The sequence below is a fragment of the Lysobacterales bacterium genome (assembly GCA_014946745.1).
Lineage (GTDB): Bacteria > Pseudomonadota > Gammaproteobacteria > Xanthomonadales > Xanthomonadaceae > Aquimonas.
In genome coordinates this window covers 2,602,740-2,624,209 of record JADCRD010000001.1, presented here as the reverse complement: position 1 = coordinate 2,624,209, position 21,470 = coordinate 2,602,740, and the positions used below count along the sequence as shown (strand labels likewise).

Genomic DNA, 21,470 nt, shown 5'->3' with positions numbered 1-21,470 from the left:
CGCCCAAACGCGAACGGCCCGGGAGTGCCGGGCCGTTCGCGTGCGCTGTTCGGGGGATCTGCCCGATCAGATAAGTCGCTCCTGACGCGGTGTCGCTTCCGCAGCCGGGGCTTCGGCAAGGGCCTGGGCCTCGCTCGCCGGAGCGTCTGCTCCGGCGTCCGCCGGCGCGTTTGCGGTCGCCGCGGCTTCGGCAGCAGGCGCGGCTTCCGCGACTTCGGTCACTGTGGCGACAGGTGTCGCCGAAGCCGCTGCCGGGGCTTCGATGCTCACCTCCACCGGCGAGTCGACTTCGACCCTCGGTGCCGCTTCGGCCACAACAGGCGCTGCCTGCGATTCGACCGAGGCTGGCTCGGAGGCTGCGGCGATCGCGGGCTCGGCTGCCTCGACAGGGGCTGCCGCAGCGGCCGCCTCGACTTGCGCTGCCGGCGTGGGTGCTGCATCCGGGTAGGCAGGCGCGACGGTGGCGAGCGCGGGCGCGGCCACCGCCACCGCAACCTCCGCCTCGACAGCGGGCACCGATGCGGCGATCGGCGCTGCAGTTGCCTCAACGCTGTCGACAGACGACGCATCCGGTTCGGGTGCAGGCGCAGCCAGCGCTTGCGGCGGCGACGGCGCTGTCGGCGGGGCCGGTTCAGCCGGCGCGGGTGAGGACTCTACGTCCGCGAGCGCGACGCTCGCCGGCTCGACGACGGCAGTCGCGGGTGCAGGCACCAGCGTGGCGGTGGCTGCGGCAGCGGCTGCGACCGCCGCGGGGCGAGGCAGGGGCACCGGCACGAAGGGCGGCGCTTCGCCCTTGGCTGGCGCATCCGGGGCTTGCGCCACCGCGCTGTCCGAATCGGCCTCGGCAGCTTCGCCCGTCGCTTCGGGCTGGGCGTTCGACTTTGGCGCTTCGATCGGCGTCGTGGCTTCAATGCCGTCGGCATCGTCGCTGTCGTCGTCGTCCAGGCCCAGGCTCTGATCGCTGCCGTTGGCTTCGCCGTTGGCACCGGCCTCGCGACGGCGGCGGCGACCGCCGCGGCGACCGCGGCGGCGACGTCCGCCAGCGCTGGCCTCGCCTGCGGCCTCTGTCGCCGCTTCAGGCGCTGCGTTTGCGAGGGCTTCCGTGCCCACCGCCTCTTCGGTCACGGCGACGGCGACAGGCGCAACCGCTTCGGCCGCGGCCGGTTTGGGCGCTTCCGGCGCGCGCGCTTCGCCGCGGGGTGGGCGCGTCTCGGCGGCGGCTCCGGCTGCGGCCGCGGCTGCCGCAGCGGCTTCGGCGCGTTCGCGTCGGCTCTCGTTGCGCTCGCTGCGCTCGGGCTTCTCCCCGCGCTCCGGCCTGTCGCCGCGTTCGGGCTTGTCGGTGCGCGCGTTGTCCTGGGGCTTGCCCTGCCGATTGCGGCCGCCTTCGCTGCGCTCGTCTTGCGGCTGTGCCTGGGGGCGCTGCCCTTGGCCGCGGTCCTCCTGCGGCTGCGCCTTGCCGCCCGCTGCGCCCTGCTGGCCCTTCTGCGGCTTGCCGCCGCGACCCTCCTGCTGGCTGCGGGCTTCCGTGCGGCTGTCGTTGCGCTGTTCGTTGCGATCGCCACGCTCGTTGCCGCGTTCACTGCGGCGCTCCTCGCGACGCTGATCGCGGTCGCGATTGCGGCCGTCGCGACCCTCGCGCTTGCCGTCACGCGCCGGCGGCGCTGCCGGGGCTTCGGTGGCGCCCAAGCCGAGCATGCCGAGCAGACGCGACCACAGGCCGGGCTTCTTGGCTGGCTCGGCCTGCGGCTCACGACGCGGCTGCGGCGCGATCTGCTGCGGCTTCTGCGCCTGTGGCTGCGGTACGGGCTTCGGGCGCTCCTCGTCCTCGCGATCCTCGCGGATCGGTGCGGGGCTGGTCGGCTTGACCGCCTTCACCGCCGGGGCCGGCGGAATGTTGAGGTTGGCGCGGGTCAGCGCATGCACTTCCTGCTTGCGCGGTGAGGTGCGGTGGTAGCTGGGCTTGGCGGTCTCTTCACCCAGTTCGCCCTCGCGGATGCGCTGCACGTTGAAGTGCGGTGTCTCCAGCTGATCGTCGGCCACGATCACCACCGGCACGTCGTGGCGCTGCTCGATTTCGAGCAGGCCGCGGCGCTTCTCGTTCAACAGGAAGTTGGCGATCTCGTGCGGGGCCTGCACCAGCACCTGGCCGGTGTTGTCCTTCATCGCCTGCTCTTCGATCAGGCGCAGGATCGACAGGCTCAGCGATTCGACGCTGCGCATGCGGCCGTGGCCGGCGCAGCGCGGGCAGACCGTCTGGCTGGATTCGCCGAGGCTGGGGCGCAGGCGCTGGCGCGACATCTCCAGCAGGCCGAAGCGCGAGATGCGGCCGATCTGCACGCGCGCGCGGTCATGCTTCAGCGCGTTCTTCAGGCGCTCTTCGACTTCGCGCTGATGGCGGTTCGACTCCATGTCGATGAAGTCGACCACCACCAGGCCGCCCAAGTCGCGCAGTCGCAGCTGGCGAGCGACTTCGTCAGCGGCTTCGAGGTTGGTGTTGAACGCGGTCTCCTCGATGTCGCCGCCCTTGGTGGCGCGCGCCGAGTTGACGTCGATGGCGGTCAGCGCTTCCGTCTGGTCGATGACGATCGAGCCGCCCGAGGGCAGGCGAACCTGACGCTCGTAGGCGTTCTCGATCTGCGACTCGATCTGGTAGCGGTTGAACAGCGGGATGCTGTCTTTGTAGAGCTTCAACTTGCGCAGGGTGTGCGGCATCACCTGTTCGACGAAGTCGCGCGCCTCCTGGAACATCTGCTCGGAGTCGATCAGGATCTCGCCGATGTCGGCGCGCAGGTAGTCGCGCAGGGCGCGCACGATCAGACGCGACTCCTGGTAGATCAGGAACGCAGCAGGGCGAGCCAGCGCGGCGTCGGTGATCGCACGCCACACCTGCAGCAGGTAGTCCAGGTCCCACTGCAGCTCTTCAGCATCGCGGCCAACGCCGGCGGTGCGGATGATGATCCCCATGTCGTCGGGGATGTTCAGCTTGTCCATGGCCTCTTTCAGGGCCTGGCGGTCCTCGCCTTCGATGCGGCGCGAGACGCCGCCGGCGCGCGGACTGTTGGGCATCAGCACCATGTAGCGGCCGGCCAGCGAGATGAACGTGGTCAGCGCCGCGCCCTTGTTGCCGCGCTCTTCCTTGTCGACCTGGACGACGACTTCCTGGCCTTCCTTCAGCAGCTCCTTGATCCCGTGCTTGTTCGGGTCGGTGCCGGGGAGGAAGTAGTCGCGGGAGATTTCCTTCAGCGGCAGGAAGCCGTGGCGCTCACCGCCGTATTCGACGAAGGCGGCTTCCAGCGAGGGTTCGAGCCGGGTGATGCGGCCCTTGTAGATGTTGGACTTCTTCTGTTCTTTCGCGGGCTGTTCGATGTCGATGTCGTACAGGCTCTGGCCGTCGACGATGGCCACACGCAACTCTTCCGCCTGAGTTGCGTTGATCAGCATTCTCTTCATTGGACGTCATTCCTCGCGCGCTCACGCGGGGAACGCCGGAAATCCCGGCCAAGGCACGCGAAGGCCGCGCGCCCGAAGCGGAGTCACCAGCGCTGCGACCGTTGCCGGGCCCATCAAGGCCCGCGGGAGCGCCACACGTTGTTCTTGCCGTTGGGTACCACCGACCGGACCGCGCTGCGGGAGCCCCGCCGCGCCATGACCGATCACCGTTCCGCTGCACGCCCGGCCAGAACCTCGCCCAGCGAGGGTAGCGGTGGCGACAGCGGCTGCCGCGATACTGCGATGCCGGCGCGGGATCCCTCCCGCCACCGGCGGCTGGCGTCGCGCGGCGCTCGCCAACAAAGGGCGGCGCGCGCTCGAAACCGGCCACTCGAAACAGGCGAGCCACCGCCCCTCAGGGCCAGCGGCATGCGCCGATTCCGTCCCGGAGCCCATCCCTGGCCCCGCGCGGCGCAGGGGCCTCGCCCCCTGCCGCGTACATCCCGATCAAGCTGGATTGCGCCGTTGCCGCTACCATGCACGCCCGCCTTGAAGCGGACCGACACTCGGCCCGCGCGCCGTCCGATCTACGAAGAGCAGCGCGCCGAGTGATGCATGAAACAGCCCCGGAAACGAGAAGGGCGCTGGAAAATCAGGACCTTATCGCGCGTGAAGTCTAGCAAGCCGGGTGCGGCCGCAGCAAACGAAACCGCTAAGCAGCCCACAGCGGGCGGCGTGCGCCTGGTGCAAGTGCCGGCCGACCGCGCCGGCCAGCGTCTGGACAACTTCCTGCTGGGCCAGCTGAAGGGCGCGCCGCGCTCCTTGATTTACCGCATCCTGCGCACCGGCGAGGTGCGCGTGAACGGCGGTCGCGCCAAGCCCGACACCCGGCTCGAAGGCGGTGAAACCGTGCGCATTCCGCCGGTGCGGCTGGCCGAGCCCGAGGCCCCGCAGGAGGCGCCGCGCAGCCAGCTGGAGCGCATCCGCGACAGCATCGTGTTCGAAGACCGCGCTCTGCTGGCGCTCGACAAACCCAGCGGTATCGCCACCCACGGCGGCAGCGGAATCAGCTTCGGCGCCATCGAACTGCTGCGCCAGCTGCGTCCGGGCGAGCCGCTGGAGCTGGTGCATCGTCTGGACCGCGATACCTCGGGCCTGCTGGTCGTCGCCAAGAAGCGCTCGGCGCTGACCGAACTCCAGCGCCTGATCCGCGAGGGCAAGCTGGAAAAGCGCTACCTGACCCTGCTGGTCGGCGACGTCGGCCAGAAGCCCTTCAGCGTGAACGCGCCGCTGCGCAAGTTCGAGCTGCAGGGCGGTGAGCGCATGGTCCGGGTCGACCCGGTCGAGGGCAAGGCCTCGCTCAGCCATTTCCGCCGTCTCGCCCTGCACGGGGGCCACAGCTACACCGAAGTGCGCATCGACACCGGCCGCACCCACCAGATCCGCGTGCACGCCCAGCACAGCGGCCACCCGGTGGCGATGGACGAGAAGTACGGCGAGCGCGAGGCCAACAAGGCCCTGAAGGCAGCCGGTCTGAAGCGATTGTTCCTGCACGCCGCGAGCCTGAAGTTCGCGCTGAAGGACGGCACCGAGCCGTACTCGCTCAGCGCGCCGCTGCCGGCCGAGCTGAAAGCCGTGCTGGATGCGTTGGATCGCTGAAGCGACCTACAGCGGCGCAAACACGTAGCGACCGCCGACCTCCAGCGAGCGCAGCACGCTCTGCGGCAGCAGTGCACTGGCTGCGAGGCCCAGCGCCGCATGCGACAGGATCTGCGGCAGCAGGCTGCCGTGCTTGAGCGCAATGCGCGACCAGGCCCAGCCGCCGATGAGGCACAGCGCCATCAGCTCGGCGTTGGGCAAATGCAGGGCGGCGAACAGCAGCCCGGCCAGCGCAGCCGTCTGCGCGTCCTTGCCGGGTTCACGCAGATGCGGCAGCAGAAACAGCGCAAGCCAGACCTGCTGCAGCGCAGCCCAGGCGAGGTAGCGGCCACTGCGTTCGGCCTGCAAGCCTCCCTGTTCGCTTCCGCTGCCGAGCACGCTGAGCAGCGTGAGCAGGAGCAGGCCCGCTGCGGTGACCACGAGGGCCGATCGCCAGGCGCGACGCGAGCCGATCAGCCGCGCTACCTGCTCGGGCCGAAGCGCTGCCGCAGGCAAACTCAAGGCGCCAGCCGGCCGCAGCCACCACAGCGCCGTGACCCAGCCGACGATCAGCACGAGGTCCGCGGCCTGCGGCGGAAAGCGCGGCAGTCCCAGAGACAGCAGCAGGATCGGCAGACCGGCACCGATCAGCAGGGCGAAGGCGCGCCGCACCGGCATCGAGAGCAGGCGCGCGCCCAGGGCGCAGGCCAGCACCAGCAGCGCGGCGATGGCTGCGGCGTGCCAGTGATTCAGGGCACGCATCGCCTGCACCGCGCGCACCAGCCACTCCGGCGCTTGCACGCCGACCGGCGCCTGCGGGAGATCGAGCAGGGCGGCATCGCGCGCTGCCAGCCGCTGCGAGGGCAGCAGGTGCGGCGGCAGTTCGACCCGCTGTGGTTGGCAGTGCGCTGCTGCACAGGCGGGATGCAGGCTCAGTGACTGCAGCTCCACCACTTGACCGGGTTCGCCCATCAGCTGCAGGCGCAGCTGCGCGAGCGGGGCGTCCAGCGGCGGCAGAACGGAGCTGAGATCGGTCTCGAAAAACTCAGGCTGCGCGTCCGCGGGAACCTCTCGACCGGAGCCCACTGCCGAAGCGGGCGGCCAAGGCATCCAAGGCCCGGCGGGGACATCCGGCTTGAGGTCGCTGGCGGCAGCCAGTCGCCACTGCAGCGGCCGCTCGCTGCGCATGCGCAAGCGCAGCCGCGGCAGGGCCGAGGGATCGACGCGCCGGCCGGACAGGCGCAGGCCCAGATTGGCGTCGCCGTTGGGCATCGCGATGCGCAGCGCAGCCGCAGCCCCGCGCGCGCGATCCAGTCGCTGCGCGCCCAGCGCCGGGCCTGCCAAGGCGTCGGGATCGCTGAAGCTCCAGCGAAACGGCGAGTCACCGCGCGCGTACAGCGCTGACTGCGCCCGCGCTTCGGCGTCCAGCTGCGCCGCGGGCACGTAGACCAGCAGCCACAGCAGGCCCAGCAGCAGCGCGGTCAGCCGCAGGGCCGCGCTCAGGTTCCCATGCGCAGGCCCGGGGGGCATGGTGGGCCGGGTCGGTCTCAGTGCGCGCCGAGCAGCAGCTCAGTCTTGGCTGCGCAGATCAGATCGTTCTCGGACAGCCCGCCAACGTCGTGGGTGGAGTAGCGCACGACGCAGCGGTTGTAGTGCACGGACAGATCGGGGTGGTGGTCTTCAGCGTGGGCGATGAAGGCCAGCGCGTTGACGAAGGCGAGGGTGCGGTAATAGTCGGTGAAGCTGTAGGTCTTGGAGAGGGCCGCGCCATCCTCGACCAGCGACCAGCCGGGCAGAGCGGTCAGGGCCTCTTCCACCCGCGTCGATGCGGCTTTGTGGTCGGCGCCTCGCAGGGGGCGGCAGCGCAGGGCAGCGAGTTCGGCGAGCGTGGTCATGGCGCGTGGCATCCGACGAGAGCAAGGGCGCGGAGTATAGCCAGCGGTCATCGCGCCGCCCGCCGGCCGACGGTATTCCTCCCAGTTCTGGAGATGAGCGCGCATGCGGTCGCAGTGGTCCCGGCTCACGAGGCGTCACGGGTCATGCGGTACCATTTCGGTCCCAATTCCCCCGGGTAGCCGTCGCACCATGATCCAGATCAGCTCCGCCGCCCAGCAGTATTTCGTTCGCCTGATCCAGCAGCAGGGCGGTGACATCGCCGGCATCCGGCTCTCGGCGGTGCGCGCCGGCACGCCCAGCGCCGACGCCAAACTCGAGTTTGTCGAAGCGGTCGATCTGGATGGCGACGAATGGGAAGTGCAGTGCGAGGGCTTCATCCTGTACCTGCAGGCGGCCAGCGCCGAGTACTTCACCGATGCCGAGATCGACTTTCTCAGCGAGGCCACGGGTGGCCAGTTGACCGTGCGCGCGCCGCGCATCAAGGGCGTACCGCCCGGCGCCGAGGCGAGCCTGGTCGAGCGCGTGCAGCACGTTATCGACACCGAGATCAACCCGGGCGTGGCCAGCCACGGCGGCCGGGTGAGCCTTGAAGAAATCACCGCCGACGGCATCGTGGTGCTGCGCTTCGGTGGCGGCTGCCAGGGCTGCAAGCAGGTCGACTACACCTTGAAGAACGGCGTTGAGAAAACCCTGATGCAGCGCGTGCCCGAAGTGCGCGCGGTGCGCGACGCGACGGATCACGCCAAGGGTGAGATGCCGTACTTCGCCTGAGCCTTTGGGCTCAGGCGAAGCGGGATTGGGGATTGGGGATTGGGGATTCGTAGAAGCGGGCGCCCGCAGGTGATAGCGCCCGGGGGATCGAGTGCCCTGCGCCTTGGCTCCGTTGTGCGTGGTCCTGGGTGACTTTTCCAGATCAGGTGCCGCGCGTGCGCAGTGGATGACATCGGGTGGGCAATCACCGGCAACTCCCCTTGCGGCAATGGGAGCGCGAAGCCTCAAGCTCTTTCGAATCCCGAATCCCGAATCCCGAATCCCGGCTCCCACCTACCTGCCCAGCTCCAGCGATCCCAGCAACACCCCCGCCTGCGTCCGGTTGCGCACGCCCAGCCGCTCGAAGATCGCGCTGACGTGGGCTTTGACGGTGCGTTCCTGGATGCCGAGCGTATCGGCGATCTGCTTGTTGAGCCTGCCCTGGGCCAGCAGCTGCAGCACGCGAATCTGCTGCGGGGTGAGCCGCGCCAGGCGACTTGAGATGTCGCGGTCCTCGTCGCGCGCCGGCTGGGCGTCGACGGCGGGTTTCAGCGCGGGCGGCAGCCAGGTGTCACCGGACAGCACGGCGTCGAGGGCGGCGCGGATACCGTCGAGATCGAGGCTCTTCGGCACGTAGCCGGCGGCGCCATAGGCCAGCGCTCGGCGCACGATGTCGGGATCGTCCTGCGCCGACACCATCAGCACCAACACGCCGGGAAACTCGCCGCGCAGCGCTGCGAGTCCCATCAGCCCCTGACTGTCCGGCATGTTGAGATCGAGCAGCAGCAGATCGATTTCGGGATGCGCCAGCAGCTGCGAACGCGCGGCGTCCAGACTGTCGGCCTCCAGCACCACGTGGGCCGCATCCAGCCCGCGTACGGCCTGAGACAGCGCGGCGCGGAACAGCGGGTGGTCGTCGGCGATCAACAGGGTGCTCATCCGCGCGATGGTAGCGGCGGCGGCGGCCAGCGTCGGTAGGGCAAAGGTCCAGTGCCGTGCACGCGGAATCGCCCCAGTACGGTGAGGTTGAGTGTTGCTTGCACCAGAACGGGGCGTTTTGCTGCTGTGCCCATCGAGTCATAAGCCGATAAATCAACCGCTTGAAGAATCCAATGCTGCACTGCAGGAGCTGGCACGCCCTGTGCTGAGGCCCTCACTGGGGATTCACACACAAGGGGAGCGCCCATGCGCACGCAGCAACTGGAGATCCGCCGATGAAGCTGATCACCGCCATCATCCGCCCGTTCAAGCTCGACGAAGTGCGTGAAGCGCTGTCGCAGGCCGGTGTCTCCGGCATCACGATCACCGAGGTCAAGGGCTTCGGCCGACAGAAGGGCCACACCGAGCTGTACCGCGGCGCCGAGTACGTGGTCGATTTTCTGCCCAAGGTGAAGATCGAGACCGCAGTCGCCGAAGACCGTGTCGAAGTGGTCATCGAGGCGATCAGCCAGGCCGCGCGCACCGGCAAGACCGGCGACGGCAAGATCTTCGTCACTCCCATCGAACAGGTGGTCCGCATCCGTACCGGTGAAACCGGCGCGGACGCGGTCTGAGCAGCGCGCACAGGAGAAACACATGAACACGAGCCACCTGTCCGCCCGCCTGCGCAGCGCAGTGTCGCCTCTGCTGCTGGCTGCGCTTCTGACGTTCACCCCCTTCGCTTTCGCGCAGGACGCCGCGCCAGCGGCCACACCCGCACCCGTCGCTGAACCCGCACCGGCTGTTGACCCGGCGGCAGCCGCTGCGGCCCCACCTGCAGCCGTGGCCGAGGCGGTTCCCGCCGAGGCGACACCTGCGCCTGCCGCCGAGGCCGCCGTCGCCGAACCGGCTGCCGCCAGCGAAGAGGCCGCGCCCGCGCCCACGGTCGACAAGGGCGACGTCACCTGGATGCTGGTCTCCACCCTGCTGGTCGTGATGATGGCGGTGCCTGGCCTGGCCCTGTTCTACGGCGGCCTGGTGCGCGCCAAGAACATGCTGTCGGTGTTGATGCAGGTGATGACGGTGTTCTCGCTGATCCTGGTGCTGTGGGCGGTGTACGGCTACAGCCTCGCCTTCGTCGGCGGCAATGCCTGGATCGGCAGTCTGGATGCGCTTTTTCTGAAAGGCATCACCACCGACTCGCTCGCCGCCACCTTCACCGATGGCGTGATGATTCCCGAGCTGATCTTCGTCGCCTTCCAGTCGACCTTTGCAGGTCTCACCTGTGCGCTGATCGTCGGCGCCTTCGCCGAGCGCATGAAGTTCCTGTCGGTGCTGGTGTTCGCGGTGCTGTGGTTCACCTTCTGCTATCTGCCGATCGCGCACATGGTCTGGGCTGGCGGCGGCTACCTGTTCGAGAAGGGCGCGCTGGATTTCGCTGGCGGCACGGTGGTGCACATCAATGCTGGCGTGGCGGGCCTGGTCGCGGCCTACATGGTCGGCAAGCGCCTGGGCTATGGACGTGAGCACCTGACGCCGCACAACCTGGTGCTGACCATGGTCGGCGCCTCGCTGCTGTGGGTCGGCTGGTTCGGCTTCAACGCCGGCTCCAATCTCGAAGCCAACGGCGGCACCGCGCTGGCCTTCATCAACACGCTGATGGCGACGGCCGCCGCCGTGGTCGCATGGTCGGCCGCCGAGGGCATCCTGCGCGGCAAGGCCTCGATGCTGGGCGGCGCTTCGGGTGCCGTGGCGGGTCTCGTCGCAATCACGCCGGCCTGCGGCACCGTCGGCGTGATGGGTGCGATCGCGATTGGCCTGATCTCCGGGCTGGTCTGCTTCTGGGGCGTCACCGGCCTGAAGCGCCTGCTGAAGGCGGACGACACCGCCGATGTCTTTGGCGTGCATGGCGTCGGCGGCATCGTTGGCGCGCTGCTGACCGGCGTGTTCGCCGCGCCCAGCTTCGGTGGCGGCGGTGCGGAAGACTTCTCGATCGCCTCGCAGGTTCTGATCCAGGCCGAGGCCGTGATCATCACCATCGTGTGGTCTGCAGTGGTCACCTTCGTCGCGCTCAGCCTGATCCGCGTAGTGCTTGGCCTGCGGGTCAGCGACGACGAGCAGCGCGAGGGTCTCGACCTCAGCGCCCACGGCGAGTCGGCCTACAACTGAGGCAGTTGCAGGCTGCGCTGGCCGGTCGGGGGATTGGGCCAGCGCAGCATCGAGGGGAGGAAGTGGAGCGGGCAGGGATGCCCTGAACTCAAGGAAGCCGGCGCAGGGCGCCGCGCTTCCGCACCGAGCACGACTGTCGTTCGCGGGGGCTGCGACAGTCTGGCCAGAGGGCGAAGCCGGGCGACCGGCTTCGCCCTCACTTTTTCGGGGGCCGAGATTCGAGACTGGGGATCCGCGACAGCGGCTGCGTGCGCGCGTACTTGCAAATCCCAATTCCCTTGCCCTCGCGGACAGCGCTCGGACGCCCATTGCCGCGCGGATCGGTGGTGCGTGAGCGCGCCGCTTCGCCCTTGGCACCGTGTTGAAGAACTCCCTTCCGGGGAGTTTTTCAAGTCGGCGGTCCGGCGCAGGTCGGTACCGCCTCACGACACATCCATCGCCTGCGCTCGCTTGGTCGTCCCGGCCATCCCTGGCCGGGCTTGCAGGCTGTTTTTCAACAGCCTGTTAGTCCCCGCGCTTGCGCAAGCGGCGCAGGATCTCCTCGCGCGCTTCGCGTAGCACCGAGTCGCGATCCAGGCTTTCCACGATCTCGGCGACCACGCGCTTCGGCCCCTTGTCGCCCCAGCTCTTGCCCTGCGCCAGATAGCGCTCGGCCGAGCGCGCGACCAGCAGGGTGGCGTACCAGGCCAGCGCGCCTTGGGCGGCCGCGGTGAGGGCAGTGGACAGGCCCGCGCTCATGCCCTTCAGTGCCGAGGCCACCAGGTGCACGCCCCAGATCGCGCCCATCAGCGCTGCCAGCTGGGCGACCACCGTGGCCAGCAGACGGCTGGCTTCGGCGCGGCTCATCGGCAGCGCATAGAGCTTCGACAGGTGCACGACGAGCGCGACGTCGAGTGCGGCAGCGGCGAGCAGATCGGCGACCGGCACCGGATTCAGCGCCACCGCCATGCCCTTGGCCAGGCAATAGCTGCGGGTGATGCGCGCGGCCAGCTCGGCGCGCATGCGGGTCAGGCGCTCCCCCACGCTGTCCGCGAGCTCGCCCGCGAAGAGTGCGGCGTTGAGCGCAGCCAAGGCCTTGCCCTCGGCTTCGAGGATGGCGAAGACGCGGGCGCGGACCTCACCGACATCGATGCTGCGCGGCCGGCTATCCAGCTGCTCACGGCCCTGCGCGTCGACGCGCAGCACGCGCTCTGGCGCAGGCTGGGCGCGCGCCGACAGCAGGTTCTCGGGCTGGATCAGGCCGCGGGTGTGCTCCAGCAGGCGCGCGCGCAGGGTGTCGAGCTCGTCGCTGCGATAGCGGTCGGCCTTGTTCAGCACCAGCAGCAGCGGCCGCTGCTGCGCGGCGAGCAGGCGGAGCGCGTCGAGCTCGATCTGAGTGAGGTCGCCATCGACCACGAACAGGATCAGGTCGGAGCGGCGCGCGACCTCGAAGGCCAGCTTCTCGCGCGCCTCGCCGGAGAGTTCGTTGATGCCGGGCGTGTCGATGAGCTGCACGCCGTGCGCAGCGGCCTCGCGCCAGGCCTGCTGACCGCGCGCGGTGGTGGTGCCGTGCAGGACGCCGGTTTCGAAGGCTTCGCTGCCGGCCAGCGCGTTCAGCAGCGAGCTCTTGCCGACGCTGACGCGGCCGAAGGCGGCGAGGTGGATCTGGCCCTGCTCAAGCCGGCCGAGCATCGCTTCGACTTCGGCATAGTCGGCCGCGAGTTCGCGACGGATCTCGGCGGGAATGGAAGGGTCGTCAAGCAGGCTGCGGAGGCTGTCGGCCGCGCGCAGCAGCGGATCCTCGCCCGCAGGCGTCGATGACGTCTCGCCGCGCCGGAATCGGGCGGCAAGACGCTTCATCCAGCGCGTCAGGGCCGAGGCCATCAGCGGCTGAGCTTCAGCTCGGTCTCGACCTTCACCCCATGCGCGATGGTGTCGGGATCTTCCCAGTCACCGCCGCCGACGCCAAAGGCGATGCGGTCGAGCTGGGCGCTGCCCTTCAGCGTGGCGCCGTCGCCGCTCGTCTCGAAGGTGAAACTCAGCTCCACGGGCTGCTGCACGCCCCGCAGCTCCAGCGTGCCCAGGGCGACGAAGCCGCCGTCGCGCGCTTCGAAGCGCTCGGCGCGGTAGTGCGCTTTCGGAAAGCCCTCGACGTTGAAGAACTCCTCGCCCACCAGATAGCCATCCCACTCCTCGTCGCCGGTGCTGACGCTGGCGAGATCGATCTCGACGTCGAAGCGCGCGGAGGCCAGGTCGGCCGGATCGAAGCGGATGCTCGGCGCGAAGCGGTTGAAGCGGCCGTCGATGGGCCCTTCGCTGTATTCGGCGACGAAAGCGAGCTTCGAGGCCGCCGGGTCGGCGGTCCAATCGCTGGCGAAGGCAGGCAGGGCAAGTGCGGCCAGCAGGCCGACGGCGGCGGTGCGTGTGCCGAGGCGACGCAGGTTCATGGCGAATCCTTGGGGTCGGTGGGATCAAGCGGTGGGGTTGCGCGAGGTGCGGGCGGGGTCAGCCCCGGCACCATCCGCGCCAGCGTGGCGTCGCGGTCGTGGAAATGGTGCTTGAGCGCGGCGGCCACGTGGATCGCGATCAGCACCGCGCCGGCGTAGAACAGCGTCTCGTGCACGTCGCCCGCCAGCGCGCGCAGCTTCTGCGGGGTGTCGATGAAGCCCGGCGCATCGAAGCCGAGCACGCTGTAGGTCTGGGTCTCGCGGTCGAGTGCCGTGAGACTTGGAATCTTGAAGGCACCGAACCAGTCCAGCGGCCGACGCGCGGCCGAGTTGTACAGCCAGCCGGACAGCGGCATCACCAGCATCGAGGCGTAGATCAGCGCATGCGCGCCGCTGGAGGCCAGACGCTGCCAGGCCGGCATGCCGGTAGGGTAGGGCGGGCGGCGATCGACCAGCCGCCACAGCATGCGCAGCACCACGAGGCCCAGTACCGTCATGCCGAGTGACTTGTGCAGGCCGTAGTACCAGAGCGCATCCACGTCCTCCATGGTGAGCCCGACGAAGGCGGTGGCGAGAATGGCGAGCGCGGTGGCCCAGTGGAAGAACTGGCTGCCCCAGCCCCAGGTGATGTCAGTGCTGCGCAGTGGCATGGTCGCGGGTCTCGTCGGTGTCGGGTGGCTGTGGAGGTGTGCGCGTGGCGTTGGACGGTTTCGCCGCTTCCGCATCGCTCGGGTTGCGGTCTGCGCTGGGATCGCGCGCGCCGGTCTCGTTTGAGGCGCCGCCCTTGCCATCGCGCTCGCCGCGGCGCTGCCGGCGCGCTTCCACCTCGATCCACACCTCGACCGCGTTGCCGACCGCCCCGGCGTGCCGGTCCATGCCGAAGTCGCGGCGGTCAAGCGTGGCGGTGGCCGAGGCACCGAGGCTGTGCCGCGGCACGTAGGGCAGGTCGCGGCCGATGCGGTTGATGCGGGCGGCCAGCGTGACCCGCACGCGCTCACCGCGCAGTTCGAGCAGACCCTCGACCCGAAGTTCCCCGTCCGTGCCCGCGTGCACCGATGTGGAGACGAAGCGCGCGGTGGGATGACGCTCGCTGTCGAAGTAGTCGCGCCTCGCCATGCGGCGGTTCCAGTCGGCATCGCCGAAGTCGAGGCGATCCAGCGGCAGTTCGACCTCCACCCGGGCAGTGCCGGGCGCGGCAGCGTCGTAGTCGATGAAGCCGCGCGGCGCCGACAGCGTCGCCATGGCTTGCGCAAAGCCGGCGTGCGAGACCCGGATCAGCACGCGGCTGTGCACGGGGTCTATGGCGTAGCGCTCGGCCTGCGCGCTGTGGGCTGCGAGCGCGAGGATCGCTGCTGTGCCGAGCAGGTTCGTGGTCCGTCTCATCGCTGCACCTCACGTTCGCCGCGGATCGCTTCCATGCCCAGTGTGGCAAGTCGTTTCAGAGCTTCCGCGCGCGGCGCCGCCAGCTGCTGCTCGAAGGCATCCAGAGTCGCTGTGCGATCCAGCGCGCTGCCCTGGGCCAAGGCTTCAGCCGCAGCCCGCCCCAGCGCGTCGAACAGCAGGCCATAGGCCACCGCATGCACCAGGCCGCCGCCCAGGGTGCCCAGGCCGGGGAAGGCCTTCAGGGCATTGCCGGCGATCGCAAGCAGCACCGCGCTGTGGCTGCGCACGCGGCCGCCGGCGGCTTTCAGAAACGCATCGACATCGAGATCGCGCAGGCTGCGGCCGTGCAGGCGGGCAAGCTCGTGCAGCATCGCGGCCGCCAGCCCGCCCTGGATGATTAGATCGGTGCCGGGGGCGACGGTGGCGAGCGCGGCGACCAGCGCACGGCGGGTGTAGCGGCGCAAGATGGCCTCCGACTCGCGGCTGCGCGCGGCCTGTTCGGCCTCGGCCATGCGCGCGTCGAGCGCGGCCAGCGTCGCGGCTTCGCGGGCGGGCTCCAGGGTGTGGGCTTCGACGCGGGCGAGCGCGCGCAGGGCTTGCGGCAGCTCGCCGAGATCGGCGGTGCGCACGCGTTCCAAGGTGGTTTCGTTGCCGTCCGCGTCGATGCGCTGCAGCCGCTCGCGATGACCGGCGCTGACCGCCAGCACGCGCAGGCCGAGGGGCGCATAGCGCTGCTGCAGATGGGCGAGCAGGGCGGCGCGCTCGCTGTCCATGTACCGGTCGGATTTGTTCAGCAGCAGGAACAGCGGCCGGCCGAAGCGCGCGAGGGCGCGCAGGTCGGCGTCCTGGCCGCGGGTCAGGTCGCCTTCGCAGACGTACAGCAAAGCGTGCGCACGCGCGGCCTCCGCGCGCGCGAGTTCCGACAGCGCTGCGCCCTCGGCGCCATGGGTGCCGGGCACGTCGGCGATTTCCAGCGCATGGCCGGCAAACTCGGCGCGGTGGTGGCGGATGTCGATGGTCGAGCCGCCGCGCACGTCGATCGCGACCTCGGCCTCGGGTACCAGGGCGCGCACCAGGCTGCTCTTGCCGGCCGAGATGTCGCCGAACAGGGCCAGCTGCAGCACCCCGCGCAGGCGTCGCGCGTCCAGTTCGGCCAGCTCGCCGCGGGCGAAGTCGGCGGCCTCACCCTTGGCTTCCAGCGCTTCAAGGCGGGCCTCGATGCGCGCGCGGTCGATGGGCTCGGCGCGCGGCGCGCGGCCCGGGCCGCCGCGCAGCAGGCGCAGTGCGAGCCACGCCCCCGCCGCCGCGAACGCCGTCAGCACCGCGAGCAGCAGCGCGCGCAGCCAGCCGGGCAGGGCCTGCAGTTGCGTCCAGACGTCCAGGCTGCGTTCGAGCAGGGCCAGGCCCAGGAACAGCAGAGCCGCGGTCGCCACAAGGGCGAGCAGGGCAAGCAGCAGTCGCAGGGGGTCACCGTGTCGGCGCACGCGGGAGCGGTCTCTCGGGAACTCGGGCCCCGATTCTACGGACCGTTGTTGTCAGCCGCGCATCGCCGGCCGTTGCGGGGCTGGAACGGCGCGTTGCGCGAGGGCCTGTGGCAGGATGCGGCCTCAAGCGATTGATCAGGCTTTGAACCGATGCGCTTTCCGCGTTGCCTCTGTGCTTTGGCGCTTGTCTCGGGCTTCACCGCCGCCGCGTGGGCGGCGCCGCCGCTGCCGGAGACGCCGCTGTTCGACAGCTTCGGCACTGCCGACGGCCTGCCTTCGAGCAAGATCTACACGCTCGCGCAGGATCACGAAGGGTTTCTCTGGCTCGGCAGCATCGAAGGCCTGGCCCGCTACGACGGCGTCGGCTTCGAAGTGTTCCGGCATGCCTCGGACGACCCCGAGTCGCTGCCGGGCAACAATGCGCAGGCCCTGCATGTCGATCGCAGCGGCCGCCTCTGGGTGGCCACCGAGGGTGGGGGCATCAGTCTGATGAGCTCGCGCCGGCCGGTACGCTTTCGCCACTTCAACCGCAGCACCGATCCGCGCATCGAGGCCGATGATGTGTTCGCGATCAGCAGTGCGGCCGACGGCAGCCTGTGGTTCGGCGGGTTTCGAACGGGCCTGTATCGCATGCATGTCGAGCGCGGCGAGCTGGAGGTGTTCCGCCATGATCCGGCGCGCGCCGACAGCCTCAGCGACGACACCGTGCTTTCGCTGCTGCACGCGGACGACGGCACGCTGTGGATCGGTACGGCCGGCGGGCTGTGTCGGCACCAGGGCGCGGGCTTCGACTGCCATCGGCCACCCTCCGACTCCGCGCGCGGCCACTGGGTGTGGCAGCTTGCCGAGCGCGCCGACGGTGGCCTGCACGTGGGCAGCTCCGATGCGCTGTGGCGCTTCGATCTCGCTGAGACTGGCCCACGCTTCGAGCGTTGGCCCGGATTTCCGAGCGCCAACGTGCTGTCGATCCTCGACGAAGGCGACGGCCATCTGTGGGTGGGGCTGACATCTGGCGTGCAGAGCCTGCGCGGGCAGGACTGGATCGCCGCCGAAGTGCAGCCTGGCCAGCGCTGGGCGTTCCCCGGGCGCATGGTGATGTCGATCCTGCGCGACCACGAAGACGGACTGTGGTTCGCCTCCGACGGTGGTGGCCTGGCGCGCCTGCCGCCGGCCTGGCGCGATTTCAGCGTGCTGCGCCGCGAGCCCGAGCGCGGCGGTTCGGTGCCGCTCAGCCTCGCCGAGTCGCGCGACGGCAGCCTGCTGGTGGTCGGCAACGCCTTCGAGATCGAACACCTTGACCTGCGCACGGGCGCGATTCGCACGCTGCGCTCAGGCGATGATCTGGCTCCGAACCGTCCGCGCTCGGTGCTGGAGCGCGCCGACGGCAGCCTGTGGCTGGGCTTGGTGGATGGGCTCCTGATCCGCTTTGCCGACGGCAGCGAGCAGCGCTTTGGCACCACGGGCGAACATGCCGTGCCGAGCGGTGAGATCGACCATCTGCTGGAAACGCCCGAGGGCATCTGGCTGGGCGTGGTCGGCGGCGGGCTGCAGCTGCGCGATACACAGGGCCGGGTGTTGCGCAGTTTCGGCGGCCCCGCCGACGGTGGTGCCCTGGTTGAGACCGAACATCTGGCGCGCGCGCCGGACGGCGCGATCTGGTGGGCGGGCCCCGGCGGGCTGTACCGGCGTCCGCCGGAGGGAGGCGAGTTCGCGGCGGTGCCGGGGTCAACGCGCGCGCGCGTCTTCGGCTTTGCGTTCCAGGGCCGAGACGAACTCTGGCTGCACCATCTGACCGGCCTGGAGCGGCATCGTTGGGATGGCACTGCCCTGGAGCGCATCGAAGGAATCGGCGCCAAGGCCGGCCTGCCCGAGTTGGAATCGGGCGGCCTGTTGGTGCTGCCCGAGGGCGAGGTCTGGCTGACCACCGGTCGTGGATTGTTCCGCTACCGCCCGCCGCGCGCGGGCGAGCTGGCCGAGCTGCGCCAGTTCACCGAGCGCAACGGCTTGCCCAGCAGCGAATTCCGCACCCGGCAGGCGCCGCTGCGCACGCGCGAGGGCTACATCGCCGCGCTCACGCTGGGCGGCGTGGTGGTGTTCGACCCCGCGCGTCTGCGCGGCCCGATCAAGCCCTCACCGCTGCACTGGCATGCGGCCTCGGTGATCCGCCGCGGTCAGCGCATCGAGCTTCCGGACGGCCCGATCCAGCTGCGCCACGGCGACCGCGACCTGCGTATCGGGCTGCGGCTGCTGTCGTTCGCCGACCCCGGCACGCACGCCTACCGCTTCAAGCTTGAAGGCATCGACCCCGGCTGGATCGAGACCGGTCACGTGCCCGAGCGTGCGTATGCGCAGCTGCCGGCCGGCAGCTTCCGCCTGCACGTGAGCGCCGCGGGCGCCGACGGCCGCTGGTTGCCGGTGCAGATCCGCGACATCGAGGTTGCTTTGCCCTGGTGGTGGACGCCGGCGGCGCGGCTGGCCTACGCCCTGCTGGCGCTGCTGATCCTGATGCTGTCGGTGGCGGGCTATCGTCGCCGGCTGGCGGCACGCTACCGCCTGCGCATGGCGGAACAGGCCCAGCGTCTGGCCCAGGAGGCCTCTGAGGCCAAGGGGCGCTTTCTCGCCACGCTGGGGCATGAAGTGCGCACGCCGATGGCCGGCCTGCTTGGCATGAACGCGCTGCTGCTGGCCTCGTCGCTCAGCCCCGAGCAGCGGCGCCAGGCCGAGGCCGTGCGGCGCTCGGGCCAGATGATGCTGCGGCTGGTGAACGAAGCGCTTGATGTGGCGCGGATCGAAGCGGGTCGGCTGGAGCTGCTGCCGCAGCCGGTCGATCTGCCGGTGCTGCTGTTCGAAGTCGCTGAGCTGCAGCGTCCGCTCGCCCTGGCCAAGGATCTGGACTTCGAGTTGACGATTGAGCCCGCAGCCGCGCTGCAGGTGGAGGTTGATCCCGTGCGGCTGCAGCAGATTCTGTTGAACCTGCTGAGCAACGCCATCAAGTTCACTCGCCAAGGCAGGGTCGCGCTGACCGTTTCAGCGGCAGGCGCAGAAACTGACCCGCTCACGCGACTGCGCTTCGAAGTGCGGGACACGGGGCCAGGCCTCAGTGAGTCACAGCTGGCAGGCCTGTTCCAGCCCTTTGCTCAGGCCGACGGCGAGCGCACCGCGCGTGAGCACGGCGGCAGCGGGCTGGGGCTGTCGATCAGTCGTCAGCTCGCCGAGGCCATGGGCGGTGGCGTCAGTGCGACCAGTCAGCCGGGCGTGGGCAGCTGCTTCGCGCTGGATCTGGCGCTTCCCGTGCGCGGCCCCGCGACTGCGACCTCGGCCGCAGTGACGCCCTGCGCTGCTCCGGTGCCCCTCGCACTCACGGTCTTGCTGGTCGAGGACCATCCCGATGTCGCCGAGGCTCTCGCCGGGCTCATGCAGGCCTGGGGCTGCCGCGTCCAGCGTGCCGGGCACGCGCTGGCCGCCCTGCCGCTGCTGGAGGCGCACGCCTTCGATGTTGCCGTGCTGGATATCGACCTGCCTGGCGTGGACGGTTTCGAGCTGGCCAGCCTGCTGAAGGGACGCGTGCCGCGCCTCGTCGCGCTCACTGCCCGTGCGGATGCCGCGAGCGAAGTGCAGGCGCAACGTGCGGGCTTCGACCTGTTTCTGCGCAAGCCCGCGGAAGCCGAGGCGCTGCGCACGGCGCTGGGCGCTGGGGTCTAGCGCGAGGCCCAGGACAGCAGGCGTGCCGGACGCGCGGCAGCGCGCGCCGCAGGATCGGGAAGGCGCGGCCGGATTCAGCCGGGGCGAGTCCGAACGCGCGCCGCCGATGCGGCCAAGGATCAGGATTCGCGATCGACGCGATCCGTGTGGCCGCAGGTGCGCCACCGCTCTAGCAGCGCGATCCGCCCGTGAGTGAGGGCGCCTGCAATCCGCTCAGCCTCTCGCCGCCAGCCCCGCAGCGGCCCGCCGTAGTGCGCTTTGCGCTCGCAGGATCAGGGCTTCCGGCTGAGCGCGTGCACTGCCTCCACAAGCGCCGCCACGTGCTCGGGCTGCATGTCTGGCGAAACGCCGTGGCCGAGGTTGAAGACGTGCCCGGGGCCTTCGCCATACGAGGCGAGCGTTGCCGCCACTTCGCTGCGGATGACCTCGGGCTCGGCGTAGAGCACGCAGGGATCGAGGTTGCCCTGCAGGGCCACCCGGCCGCCAGTGCGGGCGCGGGCTTCCGACAGGTCGGTGAGCCAGTCCACGCCCAAGGCTTCGGCACCGGTGTCCGCCAGCTCGGCGAGGTAGGGGCCGTTGCCGCGGCCGAACAGGATCAGCGGGGTGCGCTCGGCGCCTTCGCCGCGGTCCAGGGCCTCGGCGATGCGCTTCAAGTAGCGCAGCGAGAACTCGCGGTACAGGCGCGGGCTCAAGACCCCGCCCCAGGTGTCGAAGACCTGCAGGGCCTGGGCGCCTGCCGCGCGCTGCGCGGCGAGGTAGGCGATCACCGCCTCGGTGGTGACTTCCAGCAGGCGGTGCAGGGCGGCTGGCGCATTCAGCGCCATCGCCTTGATCTTCGAGAAATTGTCCGAGCCGCCGCCTTCCACCATGTAGCAAGCCAGGGTCCACGGGCTGCCGGAGAATCCGATCAGCGGCACCCGCCCACGCAGCTCACGGCGGATCAGGCTCACGGCGTCCATGACATAGCCCAGGTCCTGCGCCATGTCGGGCACGGTGAGCTTCGCAATGTCGGCCTCGCTGCGCACTGGTCGCTCGAACTTCGGGCCTTCGCCTTCGGCGAAGTACAGACCCAGCCCCATCGCGTCGGGCACGGTCAGGATGTCGGAGAACAGGATGGCCGCGTCCAGCGGGAAGCGGTCCAGCGGCTGCAGGGTGACTTCGCAGGCGAAGTCCGGGTTCTTGGCCATCGCCAGGAAGCTGCCGGCGCGGGCGCGACTGTCACGGTACTCCGGCAGGTAACGGCCCGCCTGGCGCATGATCCAGATGGGTGTGCAGTCCACCGGCTCGCGCCGCAGCGCGCGCAGGAAGCGGTCGTTCTTCAGCGGTTCGAATGTCATCGACGCGGCGCCTCCGCGCCTTCGGAAAAGGTGATGCGGAAGCCGCGCTTCAGCTGGGCGTCGCGGGCGGCTTCAAAGGCGGCAAGTGCCTCGATCTGGCCAGGGTAGACCTCGCGCTTGGCGGTGGCGCGACCGCCGACCTGGCCGCTCTCGCGGTGCAGCCACCAGCTGCCGAGCAGGTCCTGTTCGAGGGTGAGCTTGTGGTAGCGGGTGGGCTCGCCGGCGGCCGGCGGCTGCTGCAGGAAGATTCGCATGGGGCGCAGTTTAGCCGCTGTGGCCGCGCCCCAGACGCTGGCAGCACGACTTCGGATGCGCCCAGCCGCCCCGCCAGCGGCGCA

The 21,470-nt window shown here is 70.1% G+C and carries 16 protein-coding genes; 5 read left to right on the top strand and 11 right to left on the bottom strand.

What is annotated here, in order from left to right:
- Window positions 1-66 precede the first annotated feature (66 nt).
- Window positions 67-3,450 (bottom strand): ribonuclease E, encoded by a 3,384-nt coding sequence (gene rne, locus H4O13_10405; protein ID MBE5315803.1) that lies wholly within the window; start codon window positions 3,448-3,450, stop codon window positions 67-69.
- A gap of 594 nt (window positions 3,451-4,044) precedes the next feature.
- Between rne and H4O13_10400 the strand changes: the two genes are divergently transcribed.
- The gene (locus H4O13_10400) at window positions 4,045-5,088 is read left to right on the top strand and encodes an RluA family pseudouridine synthase (protein ID MBE5315802.1); all 1,044 of its coding nucleotides are present in this window, start codon (window positions 4,045-4,047) and stop codon (window positions 5,086-5,088) included.
- 6 nt (window positions 5,089-5,094) lie between these two features.
- Here H4O13_10400 and H4O13_10395 read toward each other — a convergent pair whose 3' ends face one another.
- Together H4O13_10395 and H4O13_10390 are read right to left on the bottom strand one after the other, a co-directional pair.
- Window positions 5,095-6,597 carry a CPBP family intramembrane metalloprotease gene (locus tag H4O13_10395; protein ID MBE5315801.1) on the bottom strand — a complete coding sequence of 501 codons (1,503 nt, stop codon included), beginning with the start codon at window positions 6,595-6,597 and terminating at the stop codon, window positions 5,095-5,097.
- 17 nt (window positions 6,598-6,614) lie between these two features.
- Window positions 6,615-6,962 carry a 4a-hydroxytetrahydrobiopterin dehydratase gene (locus H4O13_10390; GenBank protein ID MBE5315800.1) on the bottom strand — a complete coding sequence of 116 codons (348 nt, stop codon included), beginning with the start codon at window positions 6,960-6,962 and terminating at the stop codon, window positions 6,615-6,617.
- A 190-nt stretch (window positions 6,963-7,152) separates the two neighbouring features.
- Between H4O13_10390 and H4O13_10385 the strand changes: the two genes are divergently transcribed.
- Window positions 7,153-7,734, top strand: a complete 582-nt coding sequence (locus tag H4O13_10385; GenBank protein MBE5315799.1) for an NfuA family Fe-S biogenesis protein — start codon at window positions 7,153-7,155, stop codon at window positions 7,732-7,734.
- Between the two features lie 273 nt (window positions 7,735-8,007).
- Here the strand turns inward: H4O13_10385 and H4O13_10380 are convergent, their stop codons facing one another.
- Window positions 8,008-8,652: a response regulator transcription factor gene (locus tag H4O13_10380; GenBank protein ID MBE5315798.1), complete on the bottom strand. Its 645-nt coding sequence runs from the start codon at window positions 8,650-8,652 to the stop codon at window positions 8,008-8,010.
- Window positions 8,653-8,927: 275 nt separating this feature from the next.
- Here H4O13_10380 and H4O13_10375 point away from each other — a divergent pair, with 275 nt between their 5' ends.
- Entirely contained in the window at window positions 8,928-9,266 is a 339-nt protein-coding gene (locus H4O13_10375; GenBank protein ID MBE5315797.1) for a P-II family nitrogen regulator, read from the top strand.
- A gap of 22 nt (window positions 9,267-9,288) precedes the next feature.
- Entirely contained in the window at window positions 9,289-10,800 is a 1,512-nt protein-coding gene (locus tag H4O13_10370; GenBank protein ID MBE5315796.1) for an ammonium transporter, read from the top strand.
- 504 nt (window positions 10,801-11,304) lie between these two features.
- Here the strand turns inward: H4O13_10370 and H4O13_10365 are convergent.
- Genes H4O13_10365 through H4O13_10345 form a run of 5 tightly spaced genes read right to left on the bottom strand, consistent with a single transcriptional unit; the run spans window position 11,305 to window position 16,093 of the window.
- Complete coding sequence (locus H4O13_10365; protein MBE5315795.1) at window positions 11,305-12,639, bottom strand: GTP-binding protein; 1,335 nt, start codon at window positions 12,637-12,639, stop codon at window positions 11,305-11,307.
- Between the two features lie 23 nt (window positions 12,640-12,662).
- The gene (locus H4O13_10360; GenBank protein MBE5315794.1) at window positions 12,663-13,226 is read right to left on the bottom strand and encodes a YceI family protein; all 564 of its coding nucleotides are present in this window, start codon (window positions 13,224-13,226) and stop codon (window positions 12,663-12,665) included.
- Complete coding sequence (locus tag H4O13_10355) at window positions 13,223-13,876, bottom strand: cytochrome b (GenBank protein MBE5315793.1); 654 nt, start codon at window positions 13,874-13,876, stop codon at window positions 13,223-13,225. Before H4O13_10355 ends, H4O13_10360 begins: the two co-directional genes overlap by 4 nt.
- On the bottom strand, window positions 13,857-14,609 hold the full coding sequence (locus tag H4O13_10350; GenBank protein MBE5315792.1) for a YceI family protein: 753 nt from the start codon (window positions 14,607-14,609) through the stop codon (window positions 13,857-13,859). Before H4O13_10350 ends, H4O13_10355 begins: the two co-directional genes overlap by 20 nt.
- Window positions 14,606-16,093: a 50S ribosome-binding GTPase gene (locus H4O13_10345; protein ID MBE5315791.1), complete on the bottom strand. Its 1,488-nt coding sequence runs from the start codon at window positions 16,091-16,093 to the stop codon at window positions 14,606-14,608. Before H4O13_10345 ends, H4O13_10350 begins: the two co-directional genes overlap by 4 nt.
- A 150-nt stretch (window positions 16,094-16,243) precedes the next feature.
- On the opposite strand from H4O13_10345, the gene H4O13_10340 reads away from it, so the two are divergent.
- Window positions 16,244-19,795: a response regulator gene (locus H4O13_10340; GenBank protein ID MBE5315790.1), complete on the top strand. Its 3,552-nt coding sequence runs from the start codon at window positions 16,244-16,246 to the stop codon at window positions 19,793-19,795.
- Between the two features lie 272 nt (window positions 19,796-20,067).
- On the opposite strand, the gene H4O13_10335 is transcribed toward H4O13_10340, so the two are convergent.
- Window positions 20,068-21,132, bottom strand: a complete 1,065-nt coding sequence (locus H4O13_10335) for a uroporphyrinogen decarboxylase (GenBank protein MBE5315789.1) — start codon at window positions 21,130-21,132, stop codon at window positions 20,068-20,070.
- A complete protein-coding gene (locus tag H4O13_10330; protein ID MBE5315788.1) occupies window positions 21,129-21,386 on the bottom strand; it encodes a WGR domain-containing protein in 258 nt (85 codons plus the stop codon). The genes H4O13_10335 and H4O13_10330 overlap by 4 nt, the downstream gene beginning before the upstream one ends.
- Window positions 21,387-21,470: the final 84 nt, after the last annotated feature.

Bases quoted from the DNA above. Each gene is read 5' to 3' on its own strand.
- H4O13_10395 (MBE5315801.1), bottom strand. From the start codon at position 6,597: ATGCCCCCCGGGCCTGCGCATGGGAACCTGAGCGCGGCCCTGCGGCTG.
- H4O13_10380 (MBE5315798.1), bottom strand. From the start codon at position 8,652: ATGAGCACCCTGTTGATCGCCGACGACCACCCGCTGTTCCGCGCCGCG.
- H4O13_10360 (MBE5315794.1), bottom strand. From the start codon at position 13,226: ATGAACCTGCGTCGCCTCGGCACACGCACCGCCGCCGTCGGCCTGCTG.
- H4O13_10340 (MBE5315790.1), top strand. From the start codon at position 16,244: ATGCGCTTTCCGCGTTGCCTCTGTGCTTTGGCGCTTGTCTCGGGCTTC.
- H4O13_10365 (MBE5315795.1), bottom strand. From the start codon at position 12,639: ATGAAGCGTCTTGCCGCCCGATTCCGGCGCGGCGAGACGTCATCGACG.
- H4O13_10375 (MBE5315797.1), top strand. From the start codon at position 8,928: ATGAAGCTGATCACCGCCATCATCCGCCCGTTCAAGCTCGACGAAGTG.
- H4O13_10370 (MBE5315796.1), top strand. From the start codon at position 9,289: ATGAACACGAGCCACCTGTCCGCCCGCCTGCGCAGCGCAGTGTCGCCT.
- H4O13_10385 (MBE5315799.1), top strand. From the start codon at position 7,153: ATGATCCAGATCAGCTCCGCCGCCCAGCAGTATTTCGTTCGCCTGATC.
- rne (MBE5315803.1), bottom strand. From the start codon at position 3,450: ATGAAGAGAATGCTGATCAACGCAACTCAGGCGGAAGAGTTGCGTGTG.
- H4O13_10335 (MBE5315789.1), bottom strand. From the start codon at position 21,132: ATGACATTCGAACCGCTGAAGAACGACCGCTTCCTGCGCGCGCTGCGG.
- H4O13_10355 (MBE5315793.1), bottom strand. From the start codon at position 13,876: ATGCCACTGCGCAGCACTGACATCACCTGGGGCTGGGGCAGCCAGTTC.
- H4O13_10350 (MBE5315792.1), bottom strand. From the start codon at position 14,609: ATGAGACGGACCACGAACCTGCTCGGCACAGCAGCGATCCTCGCGCTC.
- H4O13_10330 (MBE5315788.1), bottom strand. From the start codon at position 21,386: ATGCGAATCTTCCTGCAGCAGCCGCCGGCCGCCGGCGAGCCCACCCGC.
- H4O13_10390 (MBE5315800.1), bottom strand. From the start codon at position 6,962: ATGACCACGCTCGCCGAACTCGCTGCCCTGCGCTGCCGCCCCCTGCGA.
- H4O13_10400 (MBE5315802.1), top strand. From the start codon at position 4,045: ATGAAACAGCCCCGGAAACGAGAAGGGCGCTGGAAAATCAGGACCTTA.